General features: G+C 40.0%; 26 protein-coding genes. 12 read left to right on the top strand and 14 right to left on the bottom strand.

Going from position 1 to position 24,748, the window contains the following annotated elements:
• Nucleotides 1-16 precede the first annotated feature (16 nt).
• The 3 genes from J1N10_RS12555 (at nucleotide 17) to J1N10_RS12545 (ending at nucleotide 3,559) form a co-directional block, all read left to right on the top strand.
• Nucleotides 17-823: a tRNA threonylcarbamoyladenosine dehydratase gene (locus J1N10_RS12555; RefSeq protein ID WP_262327060.1), complete on the top strand. Its 807-nt coding sequence runs from the start codon at nucleotides 17-19 to the stop codon at nucleotides 821-823.
• A 65-nt stretch (nucleotides 824-888) separates the two neighbouring features.
• The gene (locus J1N10_RS12550) at nucleotides 889-1,776 is read left to right on the top strand and encodes a hypothetical protein (RefSeq protein ID WP_262327059.1); all 888 of its coding nucleotides are present in this window, start codon (nucleotides 889-891) and stop codon (nucleotides 1,774-1,776) included.
• A gap of 73 nt (nucleotides 1,777-1,849) precedes the next feature.
• On the top strand, nucleotides 1,850-3,559 hold the full coding sequence (locus J1N10_RS12545) for a glycoside hydrolase family 9 protein (protein WP_262327058.1): 1,710 nt from the start codon (nucleotides 1,850-1,852) through the stop codon (nucleotides 3,557-3,559).
• Nucleotides 3,560-3,807: 248 nt separating this feature from the next.
• Here J1N10_RS12545 and J1N10_RS12540 read toward each other — a convergent pair whose 3' ends face one another.
• The 11 genes from J1N10_RS12540 to J1N10_RS12490 form a co-directional block, all read right to left on the bottom strand.
• Nucleotides 3,808-4,575: a TIGR00266 family protein gene (locus J1N10_RS12540; RefSeq protein WP_262327057.1), complete on the bottom strand. Its 768-nt coding sequence runs from the start codon at nucleotides 4,573-4,575 to the stop codon at nucleotides 3,808-3,810.
• Nucleotides 4,576-4,603: 28 nt separating this feature from the next.
• Nucleotides 4,604-5,389 (bottom strand): patatin-like phospholipase family protein, encoded by a 786-nt coding sequence (locus J1N10_RS12535; RefSeq protein ID WP_262327056.1) that lies wholly within the window; start codon nucleotides 5,387-5,389, stop codon nucleotides 4,604-4,606.
• The gene (locus tag J1N10_RS12530; protein ID WP_262327055.1) at nucleotides 5,390-6,076 is read right to left on the bottom strand and encodes a DUF3157 family protein; all 687 of its coding nucleotides are present in this window, start codon (nucleotides 6,074-6,076) and stop codon (nucleotides 5,390-5,392) included.
• A 111-nt stretch (nucleotides 6,077-6,187) separates the two neighbouring features.
• On the bottom strand, nucleotides 6,188-7,012 hold the full coding sequence (locus J1N10_RS12525) for an Mrp/NBP35 family ATP-binding protein (RefSeq protein ID WP_262327054.1): 825 nt from the start codon (nucleotides 7,010-7,012) through the stop codon (nucleotides 6,188-6,190).
• Between the two features lie 12 nt (nucleotides 7,013-7,024).
• Complete coding sequence (locus J1N10_RS12520; protein ID WP_262327053.1) at nucleotides 7,025-7,912, bottom strand: nucleotide-binding protein; 888 nt, start codon at nucleotides 7,910-7,912, stop codon at nucleotides 7,025-7,027.
• Nucleotides 7,905-8,786 carry an ATP-binding protein gene (locus J1N10_RS12515; RefSeq protein ID WP_262327052.1) on the bottom strand — a complete coding sequence of 294 codons (882 nt, stop codon included), beginning with the start codon at nucleotides 8,784-8,786 and terminating at the stop codon, nucleotides 7,905-7,907. Before J1N10_RS12515 ends, J1N10_RS12520 begins: the two co-directional genes overlap by 8 nt.
• On the bottom strand, nucleotides 8,777-9,643 hold the full coding sequence (locus J1N10_RS12510; protein ID WP_262327051.1) for a damage-control phosphatase ARMT1 family protein: 867 nt from the start codon (nucleotides 9,641-9,643) through the stop codon (nucleotides 8,777-8,779). Before J1N10_RS12510 ends, J1N10_RS12515 begins: the two co-directional genes overlap by 10 nt.
• Before the next feature lie 7 nt (nucleotides 9,644-9,650).
• Nucleotides 9,651-10,358, bottom strand: a complete 708-nt coding sequence (locus J1N10_RS12505) for a DUF4405 domain-containing protein (protein ID WP_262327050.1) — start codon at nucleotides 10,356-10,358, stop codon at nucleotides 9,651-9,653.
• A gap of 119 nt (nucleotides 10,359-10,477) precedes the next feature.
• Nucleotides 10,478-10,657 carry a DUF5320 family protein gene (locus tag J1N10_RS12500; protein ID WP_262327049.1) on the bottom strand — a complete coding sequence of 60 codons (180 nt, stop codon included), beginning with the start codon at nucleotides 10,655-10,657 and terminating at the stop codon, nucleotides 10,478-10,480.
• A 10-nt stretch (nucleotides 10,658-10,667) separates the two neighbouring features.
• Entirely contained in the window at nucleotides 10,668-10,982 is a 315-nt protein-coding gene (locus J1N10_RS12495; protein ID WP_262327048.1) for a NifB/NifX family molybdenum-iron cluster-binding protein, read from the bottom strand.
• An 11-nt stretch (nucleotides 10,983-10,993) separates the two neighbouring features.
• Nucleotides 10,994-11,398: a DUF134 domain-containing protein gene (locus J1N10_RS12490; protein ID WP_262327047.1), complete on the bottom strand. Its 405-nt coding sequence runs from the start codon at nucleotides 11,396-11,398 to the stop codon at nucleotides 10,994-10,996.
• A 419-nt stretch (nucleotides 11,399-11,817) separates the two neighbouring features.
• Between J1N10_RS12490 and J1N10_RS12485 the strand changes: the two genes are divergently transcribed.
• The 9 genes from J1N10_RS12485 (at nucleotide 11,818) to J1N10_RS12445 (ending at nucleotide 22,979) form a co-directional block, all read left to right on the top strand.
• The gene (locus tag J1N10_RS12485; RefSeq protein ID WP_262327046.1) at nucleotides 11,818-13,953 is read left to right on the top strand and encodes a glycoside hydrolase family 97 protein; all 2,136 of its coding nucleotides are present in this window, start codon (nucleotides 11,818-11,820) and stop codon (nucleotides 13,951-13,953) included.
• 479 nt (nucleotides 13,954-14,432) lie between these two features.
• A complete protein-coding gene (locus J1N10_RS12480; RefSeq protein ID WP_262327045.1) occupies nucleotides 14,433-15,758 on the top strand; it encodes an SPFH domain-containing protein in 1,326 nt (441 codons plus the stop codon).
• Between the two features lie 222 nt (nucleotides 15,759-15,980).
• Nucleotides 15,981-16,208 carry a DUF2007 domain-containing protein gene (locus tag J1N10_RS12475; protein WP_262327044.1) on the top strand — a complete coding sequence of 76 codons (228 nt, stop codon included), beginning with the start codon at nucleotides 15,981-15,983 and terminating at the stop codon, nucleotides 16,206-16,208.
• 697 nt (nucleotides 16,209-16,905) lie between these two features.
• A complete protein-coding gene (locus J1N10_RS12470; RefSeq protein WP_262327043.1) occupies nucleotides 16,906-17,283 on the top strand; it encodes a hypothetical protein in 378 nt (125 codons plus the stop codon).
• 187 nt (nucleotides 17,284-17,470) lie between these two features.
• On the top strand, nucleotides 17,471-18,994 hold the full coding sequence (locus J1N10_RS12465) for a sulfatase (RefSeq protein WP_262327042.1): 1,524 nt from the start codon (nucleotides 17,471-17,473) through the stop codon (nucleotides 18,992-18,994).
• A gap of 163 nt (nucleotides 18,995-19,157) precedes the next feature.
• Nucleotides 19,158-20,324: a nitroreductase family protein gene (locus J1N10_RS12460; RefSeq protein WP_262327041.1), complete on the top strand. Its 1,167-nt coding sequence runs from the start codon at nucleotides 19,158-19,160 to the stop codon at nucleotides 20,322-20,324.
• A 218-nt stretch (nucleotides 20,325-20,542) separates the two neighbouring features.
• Entirely contained in the window at nucleotides 20,543-20,851 is a 309-nt protein-coding gene (locus J1N10_RS12455) for a hypothetical protein (RefSeq protein WP_262327040.1), read from the top strand.
• A 136-nt stretch (nucleotides 20,852-20,987) separates the two neighbouring features.
• Nucleotides 20,988-21,794, top strand: coding sequence for a tetratricopeptide repeat protein (locus J1N10_RS12450; RefSeq protein ID WP_262327039.1), 807 nt, complete (start codon nucleotides 20,988-20,990; stop codon nucleotides 21,792-21,794).
• Nucleotides 21,795-21,938: 144 nt separating this feature from the next.
• Complete coding sequence (locus tag J1N10_RS12445; RefSeq protein WP_262327038.1) at nucleotides 21,939-22,979, top strand: sialidase family protein; 1,041 nt, start codon at nucleotides 21,939-21,941, stop codon at nucleotides 22,977-22,979.
• A 48-nt stretch (nucleotides 22,980-23,027) separates the two neighbouring features.
• Here J1N10_RS12445 and J1N10_RS12440 read toward each other — a convergent pair whose 3' ends face one another.
• The 3 genes from J1N10_RS12440 to J1N10_RS12430 all read right to left on the bottom strand — a co-directional run bounded on the left by J1N10_RS12440 (nucleotide 23,028) and on the right by J1N10_RS12430 (nucleotide 24,606).
• Nucleotides 23,028-23,468 carry a MarR family winged helix-turn-helix transcriptional regulator gene (locus J1N10_RS12440; RefSeq protein ID WP_262327037.1) on the bottom strand — a complete coding sequence of 147 codons (441 nt, stop codon included), beginning with the start codon at nucleotides 23,466-23,468 and terminating at the stop codon, nucleotides 23,028-23,030.
• 186 nt (nucleotides 23,469-23,654) lie between these two features.
• Nucleotides 23,655-24,137: a glutathione peroxidase gene (locus tag J1N10_RS12435; RefSeq protein WP_262327036.1), complete on the bottom strand. Its 483-nt coding sequence runs from the start codon at nucleotides 24,135-24,137 to the stop codon at nucleotides 23,655-23,657.
• Between the two features lie 241 nt (nucleotides 24,138-24,378).
• A complete protein-coding gene (locus J1N10_RS12430; RefSeq protein ID WP_262327035.1) occupies nucleotides 24,379-24,606 on the bottom strand; it encodes a hypothetical protein in 228 nt (75 codons plus the stop codon).
• Between the last annotated feature and the right edge of the window lie 142 nt (nucleotides 24,607-24,748).

Raw genomic sequence — 24,748 nt, 5'->3', positions numbered from 1 at the left:
AGTTGAATAAAATTGTATGGGAAAAGGGATATTTCATCGTTCAGAGTTGTTGTTGGGAAAAGAAGTGATGCAGGCATTGGCAACAAAAAAAGCCATTTTGTTTGGTATTGGCGGTGTTGGTAGCTGGTGTGCAGAGAGCTTGGTTCGAACCGGTATGCAGAATCTAACAATTGTTGATAGCGACCGGGTAGATATTACTAACATCAATCGTCAGCTGATGGCCACTTCAAAAACTGTTGGAGCAGTGAAAACCGAGGCCCTTAAAGAGCGTTTGTTGGAAATTAATCCTAATGCTAATGTTATTGATATTCAACAGATTTACAGCCGTGATACGGCTGAAGAATTCAACTTAGATGATTACGATATTATTATTGATGCCATTGATAGCCTGAGTAGTAAGGCGCACCTGATTCAGAATGCAGTGGATAAAAAAGCGATTTTTGTATCATCGATGGGGGCTGCTTTAAAGGTTGACCCAACGCGTGTACAGGTCGATTCTTTCTGGAAAGTAAAAGGTTGTCCACTGGCACGTAAAGTGCGTAAGATGTTGCGTAAATGGAAAGTGGAAGAACGCGATTTTCCTTGTGTTTATAGCGATGAGGTATTGGAGAATGAAGGTGCTTATTTGCTTGACGAATCCTCAACAACAGAAGAAACTTCAAACATAGCAGGCCCCGGAAATCCTGACTTGGTTAATCATAAATGGGATACTAAAAAGGCCTCCATCAATGGGAGCTTGTCTCATGTAACCGGTATTTTTGGCTTTACACTGGCCGGGATAATTGTGAAAGAAATAGTTGAAAATTGTGCCTCTTCCAATTAAAAAGGAGGAATAGTTTTAAGTTTTCTATTTAACTTATATTTTTAGGATTGAAATAATTCAATCCTATGAAAAAACTGTTATTATTTGTTTCGGTCCTGCTTTTATCGGTTGGTGTTAAAGCTCAATACGAAAAGATAAAGGAGTATTCGACTTTTGGTTTACGTTTGGATAATGCCATAAAAGTAAATGGTGAGAAAAATGGTGATAAAATAGCCTTCTTTGCTGAAAATCGTTCTAACTATCCTTATGTTGTAGAAATCTCTTTTACCAATCTTGAAAACATGGAGCCTTATACAACGTTTAAGCGTCAATTGGTTTTCCCGGGAAAGCATAAAATAGTTGAGTTTAAAAAGCGAAATGCCGATCAAGGTTTCAATTATCAGTACCAGACTAAATACTACATTGGCAGTAATAAAGAGGCAGACCGCTTGTTTCCATACCTGATACCATTAAAAGAAGGGACTGAAATTATTCCATATAAGCGAATGGCTAATTCAAACACCTATCTCGTTAATCATTTTACGATGCAGCCGGGCGATACTATATATTGTATGCGGAAAGGAAGGGTACTCGCAACGCCCAATATGTATCATAATGGGGATCGTATTTCACAAAAGCGGTCGATTGAAGTAATGCATGCGGATGGAACAATAATGGTGTATGAAAATATTGATTTGAACATTGAGCTGGTCAGACAGCAGGAGGTCGTTTACCCTGGTCAACCCATTGGCCTTGTTAATCAAGGTGGTTTTTTGCGAGTTGGTTTATACGAGTGCCTGGATGGAGGAATGATTAAAAGCATTCCATTTTTATATATTCGACACGATAGACAGGCTGTAAATTTCAATAATAGTTTTTTGGAAACCAGCGTTAAACATCCCATCGAAATAAAAACGAAGGAGTTGACCAGGAGGGAAAAGAAAAGGCTTAAAAGTGGAAAGTTGGTTTTGTAAATTATTGTCAAATAAATTTTAATCAAATAACATATTCTTTATTTTAGGACGATAAACCTTAAAATAAATATATATGATTAAAATGAACACAGTCATCGGTCTGATGGCTCTATTACTATGGTGTTCAACCATACACGCTCAGCAAAATGTTTACATCAATCAGGTGGGATATCAAACCGATCAAGTCAAGAAAGTACTGACTAATTATCAGGCTGAAAAATTTGAAGTTATTGATGTAAACTCAGGAACCGTAGCATATCAAGGGGTGTTTGAGCTTCGAACAACTGACGATGAGTGCAGTGGTATGACCATTTACGAAGGTGATTTTTCAGAATTAAAGGCAAGTGGAGAATATTTGATTCGTGTGCAATCGCCACTTAATTCAGGCATTACTTCCTATGTTTTTCCTATTAATAATAATGTGTATACCGATGTTCTGAATAAAGCGAATAAAGCTTTGTTTTTGCAACGCTGTGGGATGCCAATTGAAGAAAAATATGCAGGCCTGTATGCCCGTAAAACATGCCATACTGACGATTGTTATTATCACCCTAATTGTGAATTGGAAGGACAAAAGAACATGATTGGAGGTTGGCACGATGCTGGCGACTACGGAAAATATACCGCACCAGGCTCAGTGACAATTGGCCTCTTGTATACATCGTATGAGTTAAACAAAGCTCAATGGCAATCAGACAAATGGAATACACCGGAGAGTGGAAATGGTATACCCGATATATTGGATGAAATACGTTACGAGCTGGAGTGGCTCTTTAAAATGCAACGAGCCGATGGTGCGGTGTATGAAAAGGTTCATACCAAAGACTATGTCCAGTTTATTATGCCATCGGAAGGAGATGTGCCTCAGTTTATCTACGAAGTGTCGTCGACGGCCACAGCCGATTTTGCCGCTATAATGGCCCAATCTGCAAGAATTTATCAAGAAGTAGATGAAGCTTTTGCGCAGCGATGCAAAGCGGCAGCCATTAAGTCCTACAGCTATTTAGAAAAGCATCCGGAGGTATTCCCGGAAGGAGGGTTTAAGAATCCGGCTGATACCAAAGCAGGTGGTTATTCCGATGCCTACGACAAGGATGAACGCATATGGGCAGCTGCTGAACTTTACTTAGCCACAGGTAAAAAGAAATACCTGAAGGACTTTAATGAACTCAACAAAATTTTTAACAGCCAATTTTCAGAGGCTGGCTGGATTAACCCTTCGGCTTTGGGTTTTTATTCCTTGTTACTGGCCGATGATAAGCATTTAAACAACATCCAGGCTGAGTTGAAAGAAGGGCTGAAAAGTTATTTGGATCACCATTTAGAAATTGCTAAAAAGGATGGTTTTGGAATTGGCATGCAGGCCAACGACTACACCTGGGGCTCTAATGGAACCGTGTTGTTTAAAGCCATCAATTTTATTATGGCCGATTATGTGATGAATGATAAAGAGAGTGGCGTTTTAGCGTCGCGTCACCTGGATTATATTTTAGGCCAGAATCCAAATGATATATGCTATGTGACAGGTGTTGGAAGTAGGCGGATTCTGCACCTTCATCATGCACCATCGGTTGCTGATTTAGTGAGTGAACCCATTCCTGGCATTATGACGGGCGGGCCTAATAAGTATAGAAACGATGCGGCTTTAAAAGCTATTTTTTCTGAAGATACACCGCCAGCCAGAGTTTTTATTGATAATTTGGAAAGCTATTCGTCGAACGAGAATACTATTTATACCAATGCTGCTTTACAGTTGGTAGCTACCTATTTGAATGGTAGATAGGTTTTTTTACTTTTCATAATGACTTATGAAACTATTAAATGAATATTGTTCACTGAGTGGAATCGAAATGAATAATGCCGATTAGTTAATGACCTTAGCGTTAAAAAGACTAACATTTAACGCTGTCATTAATCTATCGGCATTATACCTAGTGCTAGTTTTATAGTTAAAACGGTATAAATGTCGAGAATGACTATTTTCTGAAAATCACTTCGATTCCGCTCAGAAAGCTGTGTTTAGTTTTTTGTTTACTCAAAAATCTCGTTTAATAAACCGCCGCTGCTTTCTTTTCCAGCATTGCGTCCTCGCGGAGCAATGGCTCTGATTAATTTATTAATCGGCATTGACTGCAACCATACTTTTCCTGTTCCACGGAGTGTTGCCAGAAATAGACCTTCACCACCAAATACCATTGACTTTAATCCGCCAGCCGATTCAATGCTAAAATCGATTCCCTCGGTAAAACCCACTACACAACCGGTATCCACACGCAGTGTTTCACCATTCAACTCTTTTTCAACCAGTGTGCCACCAGCATGAATAAAGGCTTTACCATCGCCTTCCAGTTTCTGAAGGATAAAACCTTCACCACCAAAGAAGCCTGCACCGATTTTTTTGTTAAAATGCATTGATAAACGAGTGCCCAAAGCGGCACATAAAAAGGCATCTTTCTGAACTATAACACGTCCGCCCAATTGGTTTAAGTCAAGCGGCACGATGGTGCCGGGGTAAGGAGCTGAAAAAGCCACACGTTTTTTACCATACCCTATGTGTGTAAAATGCGTGATGAAAAGCGATTCGCCCGTAATTAAGCGCGAAGCTCCGGCTGCCAGCTTACCTAAAAAACCTTGAGACGGGTTAGAACCATCACCCATTTTGGTTTCGAACTGAATGCCTTCTTCCATGTATAACATAGCGCCAGCTTCGGCAATTACCGTTTCATGTGGGTCAAGTTCAACTTCAACAAATTGAACATCGTGACCTTTAATTTCGTAATCTATTTCGTGTGAATTCATTGTTAAAGTCTTTTAAGTTTATTATCGTTTAGTTGTCGTTGATCGGTGCAGGAAGCATTTCTTTTTCAATCTTCTTTTTAGCTGTTTTATAGCCGATATTCACAATGTCTTCAAACCTATGAAAATCCCACATGGAAAAATCATTTAGCTTTTTGAACTCAAAATAATAGTCGCAATGCAGCTTACTACTGCGTTGATTATGGATAATGGATAAATTAAAAACGCGTTCGGCCACATCTTTAGGATTCATAGATACCTCCATTTTCTTGTCAATAATCACACTGGAGCCAATCACCGTGTCGCACGAATACATAATGGGTTCAACCGGAAGGTTCATAAATAGCCCTCCATCAACATAGGTATGACCGTCAATTGTGACAGGGGAAAAAGCAACCGGTACGCTACAGCTGGCCATTACCCAATCGAATAACTGTTGTCCCTGGTTGATGACTTTTAGCTTTCCAGTATTGAGGTTACTGGCTGTTACGCTGAAAGGCATGCTCAACTGCTCAAAACTGCTGTGCCCAATATGTTTCTCCAGAGCTTCCTTGGCGCCGTTCAAATTAACCAATCCGCCTTTGAGAATATCCAGCTTAAACCAGTTCCAAACTTTTTCTTCGCGCAGCAACTCTAATATTTCATCAGCCTTAAAACCTGCCGCATAGAGCACACCAACAATGGCACCCATACTTGTGCCAGCCAACTGATGAACAGGAACCTGGTAGTCTTCTAAAGCTTTTAAAACTCCAATGTGTGCAAACCCTTTAGCTCCACCACCTCCTAGTGCTAAACCAACTTTACCCAAATGCTTCATTTAAATGACTTCGATTAGTAATTGTTTAATACCTTCGATATTATCAATCTGGTATTCTTCCTCCAGTTTTTTCCAGTCGATGGTCATGCGGATAGTATTGTTTTGAAGCAATTTAACAACATCTTGTTCACTTAGTATAATACCAGCTTTATAATAAGAGACGTTCCATTTTTCAATAAATTTCTCTTCAATACCTTCAGTAAAGGTGCCTGTAATACTTGTTCCATCTGATAATTCAAGTGTCATGGTTCGATCTTTTGCTGAGTAACCAAAATAGCGGTTGGCATCGCCCAGCTGCATCATAAATTCAAAGTTGAGGCTGATGGTGCCTTTGTTATTACTGGCAGTAGCCGAACAGCGTACCCGACCTTTTTCTTCACCGAAGAAGCGCGATAGCTTTTTACTCACCGCATTGTAAATTTCCGTTTTTTCCGATGTGGCTTCCTTGGTTGCATTAATGCCGCTATGTGCTATTTCCGGCGTCGCAGTAGTAGCAACAGGAGCTGCAGCTGCCACTGCTCCATTTGTGGTAGGAGGTGTCGTTTGTTGAATATCTTTTTCGTATTTCCAGGTGCCATTTTCAAATAATACCACTGTTTCGCCATGTTGTGTAATGGCTTTTACGGTTTGGGCATTAGTGTTGATGGCGATGGCTAATAGCGCGAATAATATAATTGTATATCTCATGATGTATGTTGATTTTGCTTAAAGATAGAAAAAAGATAAGGCAACAAAAAAAGGGACTTCCGCCGAAGTCCCTTCACATTTTATAAATCCAATAAATAACCGCATCAGTTATTAAACATGTCTTAATTGTTTAATGACATCAACTGCTAATTTTTCAAATGCCTGGTGAAGCGTTTTGTCGTTAGAATGATAGATGCTTTTACCGGTGTCGCTCATTTCTTCTATGTCCATTACCAGTGGGATTTGAGCAATCAACGGCACAGCAAATTCATTGGCCAGCTGTTGACCACCTCCTTTGCCAAAAATAGTATAGCGTTCGTCGGGGTGGGCTGCTGGCGTAAACCAGGCCATGTTCTCAACAATACCAACAACGGGCATTGCAATGGTTGGGTGGTTAAACATAGTTAAGGCTTTACGTCCATCGGCTACGGCCAATTGTTGAGGTGTGATAACCACTAACGCCTGTGCCTGTTTAATATCCTGCGCCAGGGTGATGCAGATGTCACCTGTGCCGGGGGGCATGTCAATCACCAATACATCCAACTCGCCCCAAAGCGTATCATTAATAATTTGCTTCAGTGTTTTGGAGGCCATCGGGCCGCGCCATATCATGGCATCTTCTTTATTAGTTAGCAGGCCAATAGACATTAATTTGACACCATATTTCTCGATGGGCTCAATGTAATTTTTGCCATTGTGCTGTGTTAAGCTGGGCTTCATTTCATCAATGCCAAACTGAATGGGTGTTGATGGGCCGTATAAGTCAGCATCTAACAGTCCGGTTTTTAATCCTTCGCGCGATAAGCTGATAGCCAAATTGGCAGCAACTGTTGATTTACCAACGCCTCCTTTGCCCGAAGCAACCAGGATGACGTTTTTTACATCCTTTAGAAGCTTTTCTTCCTGGATGGGTTTTACCATTGAATATTCAGACATCTTATCTTGTATTTAGTTTGTTATTTGTGTTTTATTAGCTGCTAAGGTGTTCCACACCTTTTTAATTAGTTGACTTTCCTCTGAGTCAGGTGCATATTCAACAATGGTTTGCAGATTGAGCATCGCTTGCCTGAATACTTGACTGTAGGGTATTTTGGCTATTAATGGAATATCATGTGATATTAGTTGTTCTTCAATGTGTTGCTCCATTGCTTCATGTAGGCCTGCTTTATTGATAACGGCTGTTACTGGAATTTGAAATTGCCTGATTAGTTGTATCAGACGTTCGGCATCGTGCCAGCCACTTTGCGTTGGTTCAATGACCAGCAGCACCTGCTTGGTGCCGGATAAGGAGGCAATAACCGGACAGCCAATTCCGGGAGGTCCATCGTTTATGATATAGCCGGCATTGTTTTTTGCCGCTGTTTCTTTTGCTTGTTTACGAATGAAGCTCACCAGCTTACCCGAGTTTTCTTCTCCTGGCCCCATTTGGGCATGCACAAAAGTTCCAAAGCGTGTGTCGGACATAAACCACGTGTTGCCATCGTTTTTACTTGATGTGATGGCCGATTGTGGACAAAGTCTTTCACATAGCCGACAACCTTCGCAAGCGAATGGATCAATGTGGTAATAGCCTTTATCAGTTTGTTGAATGGCATCAAAGCGGCAGTTGCTTTGGCAGAGTCCGCATTGATTACAAGCCTCTGTATTGATGCTTGCCGTATTACCACTAATAAAAGGTTCTCTCTGTTGTATGTTGGGTTGCAGCAGTAGAAAAAGGTCGGCCGCATCCACATCGTTGTCACAAATGACCACAGACTCGGCAAGCGCTGCCAGAGCGCCTGTAATTGTTGTTTTACCGGTGCCACCTTTACCACTCAATACTGTTATTTCATGCATAGTAACAGACCTTAGTTTGCAGTTTTGATATTATTTCTTTGTAGGCTTCTTCAACATCCTTGGGTATATTTTCAAAGATTCGGCCTTGTGCATACCGTTTCGCATATTCGGTAGAGAAGGGTATACGCCCTAATACTTCAATGTTTTGCTCTTCGAAGTAGGCATCCATTTCCGGATAATGATTATCTGATTTATTAATGATTACTCCAAATGGCACATTGAGTTCATGCAATAAATCGACCATTAGCTTTAAATCGTGGAGGCCAAAAGGGCTTGGTTCGGTGACTAATATGCAGTAGTCGACATTATTGACGGTAGCTACCACCGGGCAACTCGTTCCGGGAGGTGAATCCAACAATTGAATATCAGCATTGACGGTTGGGCTTTTAATGACTTCTTTAATCAGCATAGTTTGCATAGCTGAACCTATATTGAGACGTCCTTCAATAAAGTTTAGCTCCCCATTCTCGGTATAGTTCTGTATCTGACCGATTGGATGGGCCTGCTCAACAATGGCATTGGGCGTGTTGCAGGCATGAAGACAAGCGCCGCACGAATGGCACAGAGCCGGATTTACTTCGGCAAACTGAGCAGGAGGAATGACCACGATGGCATTGAACTCACAATATTCTACGCATTGGCGACAAAACGTACAATTGTTAGTGTCAATTTGCGGTATCAGCTGATTGACCGTTTGTATTTTTTGAGCTTGATGATCATTTAAAAAGAGTTTATCGTTCGGTTCTTCCACATCACAATCGATTAATTGAACTGATGTATCAAGAACCTGCCTGAAATAATGGAATAGGTTCAACGAAACTGTTGTTTTTCCTGTTCCACCCTTACCACTTGCTATTGCAATTTTTACAGCCATTGATTTCGTTTAATTGAGCTTGCGTTTGTAACCACTAAGTCGCCTTTAGTAACATCCATAATACTGGCGATGTAATGGCATTTGGCAGTTAGTAAAAAGTATAATCGCGGGTCATCGTTATGCAGTAAACCTTCCAGATTACCTTGTCCTTTGGAGATGATTATATCAGCCGAATCAAATGCTTCCTTGAATTCCAAACTGCAGTATTCCAATAGGGTAGAAGGAGCGTCAAAACCATTGGAGATAACTTTTGCCACTTTATTCATGCCTACCATATCTGCCTCTCGTTGGGTTACATCGTTAATAACCGGTAAACCCCTCACAGCAAAGGTGACATTGGAGTGATTGATGGTTTCGAGAAAGAGTTTGTCAAAAACAATTTCACCACAGTTATCGCCCAGGTACAATACTTTTTTCGCATTTGTTATTTCATTAAATAACTTATTTGATTCATCGAGAGAAATGGAGCATGACAACTTTTCGTTGATATATTGCTCTATATCATCGGGGACAGAGTGAGCGCCGTAATCGATAATATTACCGATGATGGCCAGCTTCAAGGCTGTGTAATAAGGAATCGAACTTTGTTTTACTATGTTTTCCCAATGTTGATAATTGTTGAGCAAAAGCTTGTTGGCTTTGTCTTTTTCGTTCAGGTAAAAATCATCGGATTGGAGAAGGTTACGTGCTTCACGATGAACCAGGGTGGAGACGAGTACATTACTTTCGTCACCATGTTTGTGCAGTAAGTTGGTTAAATGGCCTATTTGTTCTGCTTTGACTTGTACATCAATCGTGTGTTTATCAACTAGCTTAATAATATTGCGATGATGACATTTATAGCAATCGATATTCATTGAATGATTACTGTTTTTGGTGGTAATTACTTATAATATCTTCTATTTCAGACATGGTAAAGCCATACTGTTTTTTCAGGCGCCCTAATCTTTCGTTGGCGTTAGCACTTTCTAACTTCAGTTGCGTTTTAATAATGTTGATTGGTACATCGTATTTGCGGCTAACCTCGGCTAAAGTCATTTGTCCATTTATTTCATAGCGATGTTGGTGTTCCGCCTGATTTGATTCTTCAGAAATACTATGGTTACTAGATTTGTTTTGTACGGGTAGATTTTCCCTATGTTCAATTTCAGTCTTTATGCTTGTTAGATGTTTTGTATGTTGCAGGTGTTGCCCTCCCTCAACTTGTGTAGGGGTGATAAAAAAAGGAAAGGCGATTAAAATAATTGCAATAAAACCAAACACTGTACCTGTCAATAGTTTTATAGGTGAGTGATTTACGAGGCGCCTAAATACGGTAGAGACAAATTGCCAATGAAGAACAATGTGCAGAATCAGCAGCATTATCATAACAATGCTGACTGCAAAATGAATGTCGCCCCATTGGTGTCGATCCATATTTAAAAACAAAAACTCATGATTGTTTCCATATATGGCCCATCTATCCTGACCCGATGGTAAGGTGTATTTAATTAGTAAACCTATGCCTATTATAGCGCACAAGCTGAAAAACAGGAGTGCATCAATAAAAAAATTAAGGGTTGACTTCTTCATGACAGGTTGTTTGAAATAAAAAAACAGGCGACGCCTTACGTCGCCTGTAACCACTCTATTAATACCTGAATTTACCGCAGAATTTTAAACAAATTCAGGTTCGAAAGTATCTGAAACGATTAATCGTTTCCGGATCTGAATTTAAATCCAAAGCCGCCTTTACGGCCTTTTCTTCGTCCCAATCCTCGTCCGCTATTGGCCGAGGAAGTGTTTTGATTTCCAGAGGTGCGGCATTTGCCTTTTCCTCTTCCGGTACCGGGACCTTGTCCCGATGGTCCGCTACCGTCTAATTGTGGCATAATAATTTAATTAAGATATTTTATTGATGATTGCCTCAATGGTGCTGTTGCCATCATCTAACATCACCATCTGAACTTTAAATTTATCCAATAGCTCTTTGGCTTTAGGCCCAAAATCACCTGAAATAACACGTTTGACATCTAATTCAATGATTTTCTCAGCCGATTTGGTGCCGGCACCGCCTTGCGCTTCTGCATTCTCATTTTCAATAAATTTTGTCGATTGGTCGTGTGTATTGTATACGCAGAAGTAGGCAGCACGACCAAAGCGTAAATCAAATTTTGAGTCTGTTGTATTACCCGTTGAAGTGATAACTATATTCATATTTGAATGTTTTAATCATTATTAATAATGGGTTCAATGTTATTTGTTTTACAAATAGGGCAAGCGTTAGTATTGCTTTCAGGTTGGTTGAAACGGGCATGACAGCTGGTGCATAAAAACCAATCGTTATCGAGATGAGCATTACCGAATACTGTTTTTATCTCACTTGATTCAACCAATGCTTTGGCAATTTTGCGTCGGGCACTTTCATAAATTCGGGCAAAAGTAGCGCGAGAAATACCCATTAGTTTGCTGGCTTCTTCATGGTTCAGGATGTCATAATCTGCTAGCTTAATGGCTTCGTATTCTTCGTAGTTCAACTCCACCATTCTGTTATTTTCTTTGTGACCATAGGGTTTATACCCTTTGAATCCAGGAGGTGCTACTACTTTTCTTAATCGTCGTCGTCTTGGCATAATTTCAAATTAACCCTACAAATATAGTGAGAATATTCTCATAAAATCAAATTATCATGAGAATATTCTCATAAATGATAGTGGAGCTATCTTTCTTTCTACTGTCAAATGTCGTAGAATTGTATAAATCGCAAACGTTTGTTAAGATGCTAATCATAACTAAACTCTAAAGATACTAGGCGTGTCTAATACAAGGTATGTAATTGTAATTGTCAGAAAGATAGGCTTATGGCTGTCGGTGTGATGTTGTCGTGTGCACTAAAGTAGCGTTGATGAGTACTTTGGTGTATGCAATTGGATTGAAATCTCATTATCTTTGGCATTCACCTCTGCCGCAATTTATAATCTACTTGAAATAGGCATATCAATGTGTTATGCACAAGTTAAACTGTATTTATAGTTTTGAAAATTCATTTAGTATGAAGAAGTTATTACTAATTCAACTTTTGTTGATGATGGGCATTAGCCTGTGGGCCGATGAAATTAAATCGCCTAACAGCCAATTAAGCTTAAGTTTTGAACTTAAAGATGGCATTCCAACTTACCAATTAACGTATAAGGGTAAGGATGTGGTCAAAGAAAGTCGCCTTGGCTTTGAATTAAAAGATGCTGATGATTTAATGGATGGTTTTGAGTTAACCTCTGTTGAACAAAGCTCATTTGATGAAAGCTGGCAACCTGTTTGGGGAGAGTGGAAAGAGATTCGTAACCATTATAATGAGCTGTTTGTGTCATTAACACAGGCTAAAACTAAACGTATTGTTAATGTACGTTTTCGTTTGTTCGATGATGGTTTAGGTTTTCGTTATGAGTTTCCGGAGCAGGCCAATATGACCTATTTTGTTATTAAAGAAGAGAACACCGAATTTGCCATGGCAGGTGATCATAAAGCATTTTGGATTGCTGCTGACTACGATACGCAGGAATATGATTACACTGAATCAAAGCTAAGTGAAATTCGGGGTTTGATGAATAAGGCAGTTACAGGTAATGCATCGCAAACGCCATTTACAGAACCTGGTGTGCAGACCGCTTTAATGATGAAAAGTGATGAAGGTTTATATATCAACCTTCACGAAGCGGCTTTATACGAGTATTCGTGTATGCACCTGGAGTTAGATGATAAAAATATGGTGTTTAAATCGCACCTGACACCTGATGCACGAGGTGATAAAGGCTATATGCAGGCGGCTTGTACTTCGCCGTGGCGTACGATTATTGTGAGTGATAATGCCGCTGATATTTTGATGTCGAACATTACATTAAACCTGAATGAGCCTTGTGCTTATGAAGATGTAAGCTGGATTGAACCAGTGAAATACATTGGTGTTTGGTGGGAGATGATTACGGGCAAAGGCTCATGGTCATATACCGACTTGCCAAGTGTGAAATTAGGTGAGACAGATTACTCAAAAACAGTGCCTAATGACACACATTCGGCCAATAACGACAAAGTGAAGCGTTACATCGATTTTGCATCAGAGCATGGCTTCGACGCTGTTTTAGTTGAAGGCTGGAACGAAGGTTGGGAAGACTGGTTTGGTAAGTCGAAAGACTTTGTTTTTGATTTTGTCACTCCTTACCCAGATTTTGATGTGGAGATGTTGCGCGACTATGCAAAAAGCAAAGGTGTTCGCATAATGATGCATCACGAAACATCAGGTTCGGTACGTAACTATGAGCGCCATATGGATAAAGCGTACCAGTTTATGGCCGACAATAACTATAACTCGGTGAAAAGTGGTTATGTGGGGGATATTCTTCCACGTGGGGAGCACCACTATGGACAGTGGATGGTAAACCATTATCAATATGCCATTGAGAAAGCAGCCGAATATAAAGTGATGGTGAATGCACACGAAGCCGTTCGCCCCACTGGTTTGTGCCGTACTTATCCCAACCTGATTGGTAACGAGAGTGCGCGCGGAACAGAATATGAAGCCTTTGGGGGTAACAATGTGAACCATACTACTGTGTTGCCTTTTACACGTCTGATAGGTGGCCCAATGGATTATACACCCGGTATTTTTGAACCGGATGTTAGTCAGTATAACCCCAACAATGGTTCAAAGGTACGTACGACTATTGCTCGTCAGTTGGCATTGTATGTAACCATGTACAGTCCACTTCAAATGGCTGCTGATTTACCTGAAACGTATGCCAAGCACCTGGACGCCTTCCAGTTTATTAAAGATGTGGCTATTGATTGGGATGATACCAAAGTGTTAGAAGCTGAGCCAGGCGATTACATTACATATGCCCGTAAAGAAAAAGGAAGTTCGAACTGGTTTGTGGGGCGTACTAACGATGAGCAAGCACGCACATCAAAAATTAAGTTTGATTTCCTTCAGCCAGGTAAAAAGTATGTTGCCACCATCTATTCCGATGCCAAGGATGCGCATTGGGAAACTAATCCTAAAGCTTATCAGATTAAAAAGTATGTAGTTACTAATAAATCTAAGCTATCACAATACTGTGCTCCTGGCGGTGGATATGCTATAAGTGTTGTAGAAGTGAAAGAAAAAAGTGATATTAGAGGTATTAAACGCCTGTAATGGGGTTTAATTTTGGTTAAACGATAAAAGCTCCCTTTGAAAAGTCATTGGGAGCTTTTTTGTTTTCCCCCATTGGCTTGCAGCTAAAACTTAAAATAGCATACTATGTACATTCTCCCCTTGGGTGGTCATCGAGCTGCTCCCTGAGCGGAGTCGAAGGGAATGTTGAGATGGAGATACCCGAAGGGAGAGGGGGTTGGTGTCTGTTCCCCCCATCGCCTCCGGCACTTCCCCTGGGGGAAGATTGATTAACAGCTTGGTTATTGGTGTTATGGGCATCAATGCTCCACTTGGGGAGCTGGCCGAAGAACTGTTAGGGATAATCAGATTCTATCAGAAACGTATCTGAGCATTCATTAGTGTAAATTATTCAACCTTTTGTAAAATAGTTTAGAGCTATTGCTGGTTATGTAGTTTTAATAAGATAAGTTTAGGGAGGAAAAAAATACTTAAATCTTAAAACTTAATTCAAACAGAAAATGACAACATTTTTAGGTTTTCTTGTTTTAGTAGCTGGTGTAGCTGCTATTGTTATTTCTACTCTCGATAAGCAATCGAGTAAACTTCCCGGGCTACTTAAAGGCATTAAGAAACTTCATGGAAATATTCTTATCGTTATTGGCGTAATTTTGATGTTGCTTAACTCATTGTTTTTCTTCGCCGACCGTGGTTTCAACTACCTACTTGTATCACCAACGGGTCATATGAGTGCCGTAATGGAACAAGGTATCAAATGGCGTGGATTTGCTAAAATTGATAAATGGCAAAAGTACATTGATGTTAAGGTAGTAAGTAAATCAACTGAATCGGATTTGGATGAGTTGGAAGGAGTGATGCATCCTATCCCAGTCCGTTTTATCGACCAGGTAACTGCACAAGGGCATGTTTCATTGCGTTTTCAATTGCCCGAAGACAGTGAGTCGTTTATTAAGTTGGCTGTTAAATACCGTACCATGAGTAACCTGGTGAATAACACTATTATTCCAACTGTGCGCGAGCAATTGATTAACACCGGTTATATGTTTGCAGCGCAAAACTATATTTCGGGTGAAGCACAGTCTTTCCGTCAAACTTTTGAGGAGCAGTTAAAAGAAGGAACCTACGCTGTTAATAAACTGGAAGTAAAGGATACTATTTATGATGCGATTGATATGACTTCTAAGCAACGTACAATTAAGGAGATTCAAACGAGCTATCGTGTTGAAAAGATTCTTGAAAATGGTATTCCAAAGCGTATTCCTCACGAGCTGTCGGAGAACAATATTATTGTATCGCAAGTGATTGTGGATAAAATTGACCTTGAAGCCACCTTTAAACAACGCTTGGAAGCGCAGCGCGACGAATCGGCTAAGCGACAATTGGAGCAACAAATGATTGAGACAGCCAAGGCTGAGCAGCAGCGTATTGTGGCGCAGGGTGAGCGTGATAAGGCCGAAGAGCGTGTAAACCAGGAGAAGGAGCAGGTGAAAGCCCTTATTGCTATCGAAACAAAACTTAAGCAAGAAGAGACCAACAAGAAATTGGCTGCTATTGCTCTTGAGACAGAACGCCTCAATGCTCAAAAGAAAAAGGTAACCGCAGATGCTGAAGCCTATGAAATTGCCAAAAAAGTAAACGCTGGTATTACACCTGAAGTAAAACTGGCAATGGAATTAGACCGCGATGTGAAGGTGGCGGCCGAAATTGCAAAGATTAAATTCCCCGAAACCATGATTATAGGTGGTGACGAAAAGGGAGGAACACCACTGGAAAGCTTGATTGGAGCCGCTATGGCAAAGCAGTTGCAGACCAGTAAAGGTAACTAATAAACGACTTTTAATAATTGAGCCACTTCGTTTTAGGAGTGGCTTTTTTATTTTCCCCCATCGCCTCCGGCACTTCCCCAAGTGGGAAGATTGATTGGCGGCTTGGTTATTTGCGTTATGGGCATCAATGCTCCACTTGGGGAGCTGTCTGTAGGACTGTGGGGGAGCTGTTGTGTTTCAATAATTTTTTCTATCTTAAAACAAACTTAAAAACGATAAGCTATGACAGACGATAACACCAAATTAGTTCCCGTATTTAATGGTACACCCATGGAGGTTGAGATGCTTTGCCAGGTGCTAAAAGACAATGGAATTGAAGCCAGTATGAAAAATCAGATTATTGGCATGGTAGCGCCGCATCATACCTTGGATGGTGCCGATGTGCTGGTGATGGAAAAGGATAAAGAAGCCGCTCTTAAATGGGTAGAGGAGTTTAAAAAGGCTGAATAAGCTAGTAAAAACATAAGCAGAAAACCCGTCTGACACAATCAGGCGGGTTTTTTATGCTGTGAACCTTTCGTGGTTAAAGTTTAGTATTAATCGTGAAGCTCTTCTGTCGCTTCTTTTGTCGCTACTGTGGAGCTGATTAAACCATTGTATTTGGCTACCAATTTGTTCATATGAATTTGAGCCACTACACTATTAGAATTAACGAAAGGTTCTGTATAAAGATAGAAATAATATTGTTTAATCAAAATGAGAAAGCTCAGTTCGTCAGTGACTTAAATACTCCTGCCATATCGAGAAGGTTTTCGCACCTGCGGAAGTTCTCCTGCCCACGGCAGCATCGTTTCCGCATGCGCGGAAATGTTCCCGCTCACGGCAGTACTGTTTCCGCACGCGCGGAAATGCCCCTGCTATGGGCAGTGCTCTTTCCGCAGGTGCGGAAGTAGTGCCGCTGACGGCAGGATTTTTTCGGGTGATTTTTTTGTTAATTTAGGGAAGTTTTATCCTCTACTAACGGTTGTTGGAGCAGTGTAATGTTTTGAAATAGTATGGATCGGTAGGAAATGGATGGGTATGTGATATGGGAATAGAGAAGAGTTACCGCCAATGGTAAAAATAGCTTGGTTAGAATTAGACTAATAAAGAATTTGTAGCTTTCCATGAAAAGTACAAGTGAGTAATCAATTGAAAAGATTAAATAATGAAGATTTACAGATATCTATTCCATAAATATTACATTCTATTCTCTGCATTTACCGATTCTGCAGGTTTTTATGTAAATATATTATTGTGTTGGTTATTAATGTTTAATAGTTTTACACTTGTTGACTACTTCCTTTCGGATATAATAGCACCAGAACTTGTAGATAAGACAACAATAATAATCTATATACTACTTATTTTGGCCATACATTTTTCATATTTTAACTCGGATAGGATTGATAAGATTGTTAATGAAGAATTTAATAATGAAAATATAAAAGTTGGACGTCTAGGTATTTTAGGTGCAATAGGATTTGTACTTATTACCGTTTGGTTCTTTTTTAATTACACTGTTCCATTTGTTGGACATAAATAAAAGAATGTGTAAATAGGACAGTACACAATTAAATTACTCCTCCCTCGCTCACGAGCGAATCCTTTCGCGTGGAAATTCTATTATCTCACGACGATGGAAGTTCAGCAGCAAAGAGATGTTTATTTAAGGCATTAAAACACTTCAAACCAACAAATAACCAGCATATAAAAAGAATAAAACCATGCATATGTTTAAGTTAAAAATCTCACTTGTTACGCTATTGGCCCTTGTTTTTATTTCATCGTGTTCGCTACTAAAAACGAAAAAGACTCAACCCAATATCATTGTTTTTCTGGTTGACGACATGGGCTTAATGGATACTTCCGTTCCTTTTGTTGCAGATTCAAGCGGCACGCCGGTTAAATATCCGCTGAACGAGTTTTACCGCACTCCCAACATGGAAATGCTGGCCGGGCAGGGCATCCGCTTTACTAATTTTTATGCCCATTCGGTTTGTTCACCCTCACGTACATCCATCATGACCGGTCAGAACTCAGCCCGCCATGGCGTAACCAACTGGATAAATGCAGAAAGTAATAACCGCACTAAATTCGGTCCTAAGGATTGGAACTGGAAAGGATTAAGCAAAGCATCAGTCACACTGCCGCGTTTGCTCCAACAGGCCGGTTATAAAACCATTCATGTGGGGAAAGCCCATTTTGGACCTATCAACAGCGAGGGTGAAAATCCGCTTAATATTGGTTTTGATGTTAACATTGCCGGTAGCTCCATCGGGCATCCGGGCAGTTATTATGGGCAGGATGGCTACGGCCATTTAAAAGGACAGAAATCGCGCGCCGTTCCGGGCCTGGAAAAATACCACGGTACCGAAACTTTTTTAACAGAGGCTTTAACGCTGGAGGCTAAAGATGCCATCGCCAAAGCTAAGGAGGAAGAAAAGCCTTTTTTCCTCTACCTGTCGCATTATGCGGTGCATGCTCCTTTTCATGCCGATGCCCGTTTTATGGCGCATTATAAAAATTCGGACATGCCGGAATATGAAAAAAACTTTGCCACTTTGGTTGAGGGGGTCGATAAATCGCTGGGTGACATAGTGAGTTATTTAAAAGCCAATGGGCTTGATGAGAATACGCTGATACTATTTTTAGGAGATAATGGTTCGGATGCTCCGCTGCCCATGGTGGATGGCTATGGCAGTTCATCGCCCTTGCGCGGTAAAAAAGGAATGCACTGGGAAGGAGGTCTGCGTGTGCCTTTTATCGCTTCGTGGGTAACGCCCAACGACAAGAGCCGTTTACAAAAACAATTACCAATAGCCCAGCAGGCTGTGCAAAACGAGATGGGCACTATTTTGGATCTGTTTCCAACCATATGTGAATTGACCGGAGCTGTTTATCCTGCCGACCATCAAACCGATGGCTATAGTTTAAAAACCATGCTGAGTGGAGCGCCCAGTGATAATCAGGCCGCATCATTCCTGAATCACTTTCCACATGGCCAGCATAATACCAATTACTTTTCAAGCCTGGTTAAAGGTCATTGGAAAGTCATCTATCACTATCCTGTAGAAGATTCGGTTCAATATGAGTTCTACAATTTACACACCGATCCGTTTGAGAGTAATGATGTATCATCGGAAAACCCGGAGCAATTGAAACGAATGATGGAAGCTTTGGCTGATGAATTGGAAAGTAAACAGGCCCTTTATCCCGAAAAGGATGGCACTCAATTGGAATTGATAATGCCATAAATTATCAAGCGAAGTCGTGAATTTTGTTTAGTGGGGGTGATGTTTTTGTTAGTTTAGTATTGCCTTAGGAGGCGATGAGTAATTTTAAATCACGAATACTATCAAGAGAAGTTGCAGACATCGCATAGTAAGCGACTAAAATTTGCGTTAAAGCGATAATAATATGCAAAGAAAAATTCATGAAATATACGGTAGTCTTGGAGCTAATGAGCGAGCAATTGTCGATAGTATAAGTATTGGCTTTATTCGTAGCATTGTGATTCGGTTCATTGACTTCAAACTAAAACTGCAATGGACAGGTTGGTTACAATATCTTATTCTTGTACCAATCAATTTACTTATTTTATTATTGGCATTGACTTTTCAATTATTAGGTCTTCAATATATTGCTTATGCTGTTTATGCTGTGGGTTCATTGTTTTTTTTACGAATTGTTTTTGATGTCATTGCTGTAAAATATAAAGTGCGATTACCTGAAAAACGTCCAAAGAGAAAAGAAAATTTCAATGTTTTTGATACAATGATTGGCCGTAGCTCGTGTCGTTCATTTCAAACAAAAAAGCTTGCCAACGCCGACCTTAAGGAATTAATAAACTCGGTTAATAAACATTTGAAAGAACCGAAATTCAGTAAAAGCAAAGTCCGGATTGAATATATTTCAGCGCAAATTCGCGTATGGCCTGTTGTAAACGCCAGAGAATTTTTTGTTGCCATCACTCCAAAGGAATATGATCGTCTGGCAATATTGGATGTAGGTAAAACGTTGCAAAAGGTTGTGATTGATGCCACCAGAATGGGGCTTGGAACTTGCTGGATAGGGCCGGGAGCTGACCATAACAGCATTATATCTGTGTTGGGCAACCAGTTCAATGCCGACACAGAAAATATTATCTGTATCTGTGCCATCGGTTACAAATCGAAATACAATCCCTTGTTTATTAGTTTATTCAGTAAGAAAATGCGAAGTCGTATGCCTATAGAGTCATTATTTTTCGACAGTTATGAGATGACTAAGCCTATAAGTCCAGGCAGAGAACCATATAATCTTTTTGGCAAAACTTATGAGTCTTGCCGTTGGGCTCCATCATCTTATAATGGACAGACTACGCGCGGGATAATCACCTTGAAAAACGGTAAGTTTAAAAGAATAGACTTTATTGCGTCAACAACATCAAAATATTACGCAGCTATTGCAAGCGGTATATGGTGTGCCAATTGGGAATTAGGATGCAATGCACTGAATATTAAAGGAAATTTTAAGAAACTTGAATTGGAAACAACAGACTTAAAAGAGAATTGTGTATATGATATTTCTTGGGAAGTAGTTTAATGCTTCTCTCATTATCGCACGAAACAACGTTCGACTAAATCAATTTCTTTAAGTGGTAAATTAATTGATTAAGAGGGATTTTAGATAGGTTTAAAATATGAAGACTGTTTAAAAATATAAAGCTCGGTTGAATATGTTTGTTTACCATAACGCGATAATAATAATGGTATTTAACGCAACCCAATTCATTTATTTCTGTCTATCTGGAAAATCAAATTATGAAAAACATTGTAATTGTATTGTTCTTGGTAAGCTTTATAACTGCTTGCGATACTGATAATGGAAAAATCGAGGGGGAATTTGAATTCGTTAAAATGTATTCTGCTGAAATAACAGTGGGGGGTGTAGTTGGCACTATAGAACGAAAATTTGAAGTAGGCGAGGTATATGACGGAACAGACGAAGGCATTGCAACTATTACAATAAAAATAGCTGAACACTCTGAATTAAACGAAAATTGCCCTAATAATTTGTGCTATCAGGAATTTTTAAGAGTACCCAGAGGATACTTGAAATTAGTTGAATAGTCCTTCGCTCGTATTTCTCAACTACCCCTCGCTACCGCGTAAATCATTTCGCCATGGAAATTGTAGCACCGCACAAAAGGACTCGTTAAGCAGCAAATAAAGTAGAAACAGATCATATAACCAAACTTAAAATACGATGAAAACTCTAAGCTTACTGCTACTATTGCTGCCTTTGGTTTTGGCTTCTGGTTGTCAATCTAAAAAGACAAACGATAAAGCCCAGGCTTCTGTTAAAATAGCCGAGGTTAATGATACGACTATTGTTGGCAGATGGAAGCGCATTTCGCCCATCGGTGCCCTAATTGTTCACTTTAAAGAAGATGGTACCATTGAAACCGATTTTGGTGCTGATGCCACTGTTGACCTAATTTCGACTTATACGCTTTTATCCGACACTATTGTTATTAACGACCAGGAAGGCAAGGCTTGTCCTGATGCAGGTATTTATAAAATCAATAATCAGGGCTATACTTTATCATTCGACCTTCAGGATGACCTTTGTAATAACCGCATAAAAGCGATGAGTGGCTATTGGGTTAGGCTCAATTATTTGGAACAGATAAAGGCCTTAAGTTCACATATCGATAAAACAAAAAAACTAAACGACATATTGCACCGGGGTAGAATGTACTTAGCGCTGGGCGAAGCCAAATTGGCTCGAAACGACTTTGATACCTACTTAAAAAGGGATTCGAGCCTGGCCAAAGTGTTTGTTAACCGCGCTTCAACCCGATTTCCACATGGCTTACATGCTGTAGTGGTGGACTGTAGCAAAGCCATCGCTTTGGATGCTACCGATAAATATGCTTTTTTCCTTCGTGGTCTGGCCTATTATGGCTTGGGTGAGAAGCAAAAAGGGTGCGATGATTTCAGAACCGCCATCGATTTGGGCTTCGAGATATTAGAAGAAGCGGAGGCGTATAAATGTAAAGGTTATTGGTGATTGTTAAGCCTCAACAGTTTATCACGCTATTGCGGGAGCTTGAGTTGAAAAAGGTATTCTTATATGCAATGGTACTGCTGTCAACCTACCTGCAAGTTAATTACTACCTTGCAACCATTAGTAAATTGATTAAATTCCGCAGATATGCTACGCCACTTATTTTCAATTGTGTTGTTAATAGTATGTACGAGCCTGAGCGCCCAACATACTACTAAGATAATGGATGCGACTTTAGTTGAGGAAGGATTTATTTTTAGCAACCCACCTTTTAAACAGTGCCATGCCTCAACAGTGGTTCAACTGAGCGATGGTAACCTGATGGCCGCATGGTTTGGCGGTACCTATGAGCGTCATCCGGATGTGTGCATTTGGGGAGCAATAAAAAGTACCGATGGCTGGAGCCAACCCGTCCTGTTGGCCGACGGGATTATGAATGATACACTTCGCTACCCAACCTGGAATCCTGTTCTTTTTAAAACTCAAAGCCAGGAATTATACCTCTATTACAAAGTGGGGCCCTCACCAAATGACTGGTGGGGGATGTATAAAAAGTCAACCGATAATGGGCAAACCTGGTCAAGTGCTGCAAGGTTTCCTGACGGGCTACTGGGGCCCATAAAAAACAAACCTATTTATTTGGGCAATGGTCGGATTATAAGCCCTTCGAGTGTTGAAAATGGCGATGAATGGCATGCGCACATGGAGGTTTCAGATGATGATGGACAATCGTGGACAAAAGTACCAATAGATACCAGCAAGGGCTTTAAATTGATTCAACCCACACTGTTAACCCTATCCGATGGAACTATTCTGGCACTTATGCGAAGTAATCAGAATTGTATTGTGGAGAGTCGTTCAACCGATAATGGCAACAACTGGACTGTGCCGCAACGTACCAGGTTGCTCAATCCCAATTCAGGCATTGATGCCGTTACATTGAGTTCTGGATTACATGTACTGGTTAATAACCCTGCACCCAGTGGAAAAGATTGGTCGGATGGACGCAACAAATTATATGTAATGATTTCTGCCGATGGTGAAAACTGGCAGGAGGTTTATAAGCTTGAAGATAACACATTGGGTGAATACAGCTATCCGGCCATTATTGAAACAGCCGATGGCCTGGTTCATATTACTTATACCAGTAATCGTAGCAATATTCGGCATGTTGTATTGAAGTTTTAGTCCCCAATCGGTATTATTGACAATTGATTCGCTAAGCAGGACAACGTCTTATTTCTTGAGTAGTTGAATAAGCTGGTTTAGATCGTCTTTTAATCGTTTTAAGGTGTCAATATCAATGTCTCCGCCAGCCATTTTACTTACCAATGACTCAGGAATGATAGCTGCTTGCTCTTGCAGTTTATGACCCTTAGCTGTGAGTTGGATAATCACTTTACGCGAGTCTTCAGTTGATCTTGTTCTTGTAATAAAGCCTTGCTTCTCCATTCGCTTAAGCAGTGGAGTAACTGTATTGGTATTGAGGATGAGTTTTTGCGTAATCTCATTTACACTGCGTCCGTCTTGCTCCCATAACAGCATAAAAACCAGATACTGTGGGTAAGTAATACCTAGTCGATCCAAATGCGGTTGATATTCACGAGTTATTAGTCGTGATGCGGCATAAACAGGGAAACAAAGCTGGTTTTCAAGTTTTAATTGTTCGTAGGCCATTGTATCGCGATTAGTTTATGAGCTTGTTCAATAAGTGTTAATGTTTCTCGCAAAGAACACAAAGCTAAAAAATAGCAAAGAATGCAAAGTTTTTAAGAATAACATCCTATAATTTGCGGTCTTTACGATATCCTTTCCGTCTTAGCGAGAAATTTTGTTTTTAGACAAGCTCATTAGGTGATAAAACTACACCAAAATTTTAGATAGATAAGTATCAATTTTTTCTGGCTTAGTAATAGGCGCAAAACGTTTTATTGGTTGCCCATTGGCATCAATCACAAATTTGGTAAAGTTCCATTTGATTTTACTGCCCAACAATCCGCCCAATTCACTTTTTAGGAATTTAAACAAAGGGTGGGCCTGCTCACCATTTACGTCTACTTTGGCAAACATTGGGAAACTCACTCCATAGTTAATCAGGCAACCTTCTGAAATTGATTTTGCATCGCCCGGTTCCTGGTTAGCAAATTGATTGCATGGGAATCCAAGTATAACCAAACCTTTATCTTTGTATTTTTGGTATAAAGCTTCAAGGCCTTCGTACTGAGGTGTTAAGCCACACTTGCTGGCTGTGTTGACTACTAAAACGGTTTTGTCCTTAAAATCACTCATTTTAATGGTTTTACCTTGCAGGCTTTTAGCTTCGAATTCGTAAAAATTGTTAGTCATGCGTTCGTCTTTTATGTAATTATCATCTATAAATATCGCGTGCGATACAAATATAGAATAAGACGTGTAAATAAATATCGCATGCGATATAAACTTAAAGAAATTGGCGCATGAAACGACAATAAGTTGTTATGAAACGACAAGCAGGAGGAGGGGGAAGGGACCATCAATCATGGTGGCCGATCAACTTAAATCGCTATGCAGATAGCATTCTGGTTTTAAAAAAAAGCGCGAGTTAAACTCACGCCGAAATCATATATAATTTGTTGGTTTGGTGCTTAAACTGTAGGTTTTGCAATAGTTGTTTGTATTGTTGAGGGTAGTTTGCTTCTAACCATTCACATAGTTTATCCTGTTCTAAATCGCTTAACCATAAGCGCGATTTGTATATTTCTTTTTCAAATCTAACGGGGTTGTCAATCACGTTCTTGATAATCACTTTCTGATGTTCATAAAATGAGCCGTCCATGGTTACAATTAGTTTTTATCTTTTTCTGGTACTCTTTCCTCTTTTAAAGCCAAACAGCACGCATTCTTTTTTGTTCGACAAATGCAGCTATTTATATCGTGCAAGTAAGAAATAATGGCGCTTTGGTAAATTAAGTGTGGAT

It is taken from the genome of Carboxylicivirga litoralis (genome assembly GCF_025499605.1).
Taxonomy (GTDB): Bacteria; Bacteroidota; Bacteroidia; order Bacteroidales; family Marinilabiliaceae; genus Carboxylicivirga; species Carboxylicivirga litoralis.
This window is presented reverse-complemented; position numbering and strand designations above follow the sequence as displayed.

Excerpts from the sequence above, each read along its gene's own strand:
- J1N10_RS12525 (WP_262327054.1), bottom strand. The coding sequence starts at position 7,012 with ATGTCTGAATATTCAATGGTAAAACCCATCCAGGAAGAAAAGCTTCTA.
- J1N10_RS12510 (WP_262327051.1), bottom strand. The coding sequence starts at position 9,643 with ATGAATATCGATTGCTATAAATGTCATCATCGCAATATTATTAAGCTA.
- J1N10_RS12435 (WP_262327036.1), bottom strand. The coding sequence starts at position 24,137 with ATGACTAACAATTTTTACGAATTCGAAGCTAAAAGCCTGCAAGGTAAA.
- J1N10_RS12555 (WP_262327060.1), top strand. The coding sequence starts at position 17 with ATGGGAAAAGGGATATTTCATCGTTCAGAGTTGTTGTTGGGAAAAGAA.
- J1N10_RS12520 (WP_262327053.1), bottom strand. The coding sequence starts at position 7,912 with ATGCATGAAATAACAGTATTGAGTGGTAAAGGTGGCACCGGTAAAACA.
- J1N10_RS12490 (WP_262327047.1), bottom strand. The coding sequence starts at position 11,398 with ATGCCAAGACGACGACGATTAAGAAAAGTAGTAGCACCTCCTGGATTC.
- J1N10_RS12445 (WP_262327038.1), top strand. The coding sequence starts at position 21,939 with ATGCTACGCCACTTATTTTCAATTGTGTTGTTAATAGTATGTACGAGC.
- J1N10_RS12440 (WP_262327037.1), bottom strand. The coding sequence starts at position 23,468 with ATGGCCTACGAACAATTAAAACTTGAAAACCAGCTTTGTTTCCCTGTT.
- J1N10_RS12465 (WP_262327042.1), top strand. The coding sequence starts at position 17,471 with ATGTTTAAGTTAAAAATCTCACTTGTTACGCTATTGGCCCTTGTTTTT.
- J1N10_RS12485 (WP_262327046.1), top strand. The coding sequence starts at position 11,818 with ATGAAGAAGTTATTACTAATTCAACTTTTGTTGATGATGGGCATTAGC.
- J1N10_RS12540 (WP_262327057.1), bottom strand. The coding sequence starts at position 4,575 with ATGAATTCACACGAAATAGATTACGAAATTAAAGGTCACGATGTTCAA.
- J1N10_RS12470 (WP_262327043.1), top strand. The coding sequence starts at position 16,906 with ATGAAGATTTACAGATATCTATTCCATAAATATTACATTCTATTCTCT.
- J1N10_RS12515 (WP_262327052.1), bottom strand. The coding sequence starts at position 8,786 with ATGGCTGTAAAAATTGCAATAGCAAGTGGTAAGGGTGGAACAGGAAAA.
- J1N10_RS12500 (WP_262327049.1), bottom strand. The coding sequence starts at position 10,657 with ATGCCACAATTAGACGGTAGCGGACCATCGGGACAAGGTCCCGGTACC.
- J1N10_RS12495 (WP_262327048.1), bottom strand. The coding sequence starts at position 10,982 with ATGAATATAGTTATCACTTCAACGGGTAATACAACAGACTCAAAATTT.
- J1N10_RS12550 (WP_262327059.1), top strand. The coding sequence starts at position 889 with ATGAAAAAACTGTTATTATTTGTTTCGGTCCTGCTTTTATCGGTTGGT.
- J1N10_RS12460 (WP_262327041.1), top strand. The coding sequence starts at position 19,158 with ATGCAAAGAAAAATTCATGAAATATACGGTAGTCTTGGAGCTAATGAG.
- J1N10_RS12475 (WP_262327044.1), top strand. The coding sequence starts at position 15,981 with ATGACAGACGATAACACCAAATTAGTTCCCGTATTTAATGGTACACCC.
- J1N10_RS12545 (WP_262327058.1), top strand. The coding sequence starts at position 1,850 with ATGATTAAAATGAACACAGTCATCGGTCTGATGGCTCTATTACTATGG.
- J1N10_RS12530 (WP_262327055.1), bottom strand. The coding sequence starts at position 6,076 with ATGAGATATACAATTATATTATTCGCGCTATTAGCCATCGCCATCAAC.
- J1N10_RS12450 (WP_262327039.1), top strand. The coding sequence starts at position 20,988 with ATGAAAACTCTAAGCTTACTGCTACTATTGCTGCCTTTGGTTTTGGCT.
- J1N10_RS12480 (WP_262327045.1), top strand. The coding sequence starts at position 14,433 with ATGACAACATTTTTAGGTTTTCTTGTTTTAGTAGCTGGTGTAGCTGCT.
- J1N10_RS12505 (WP_262327050.1), bottom strand. The coding sequence starts at position 10,358 with ATGAAGAAGTCAACCCTTAATTTTTTTATTGATGCACTCCTGTTTTTC.
- J1N10_RS12455 (WP_262327040.1), top strand. The coding sequence starts at position 20,543 with ATGAAAAACATTGTAATTGTATTGTTCTTGGTAAGCTTTATAACTGCT.
- J1N10_RS12535 (WP_262327056.1), bottom strand. The coding sequence starts at position 5,389 with ATGAAGCATTTGGGTAAAGTTGGTTTAGCACTAGGAGGTGGTGGAGCT.
- J1N10_RS12430 (WP_262327035.1), bottom strand. The coding sequence starts at position 24,606 with ATGGACGGCTCATTTTATGAACATCAGAAAGTGATTATCAAGAACGTG.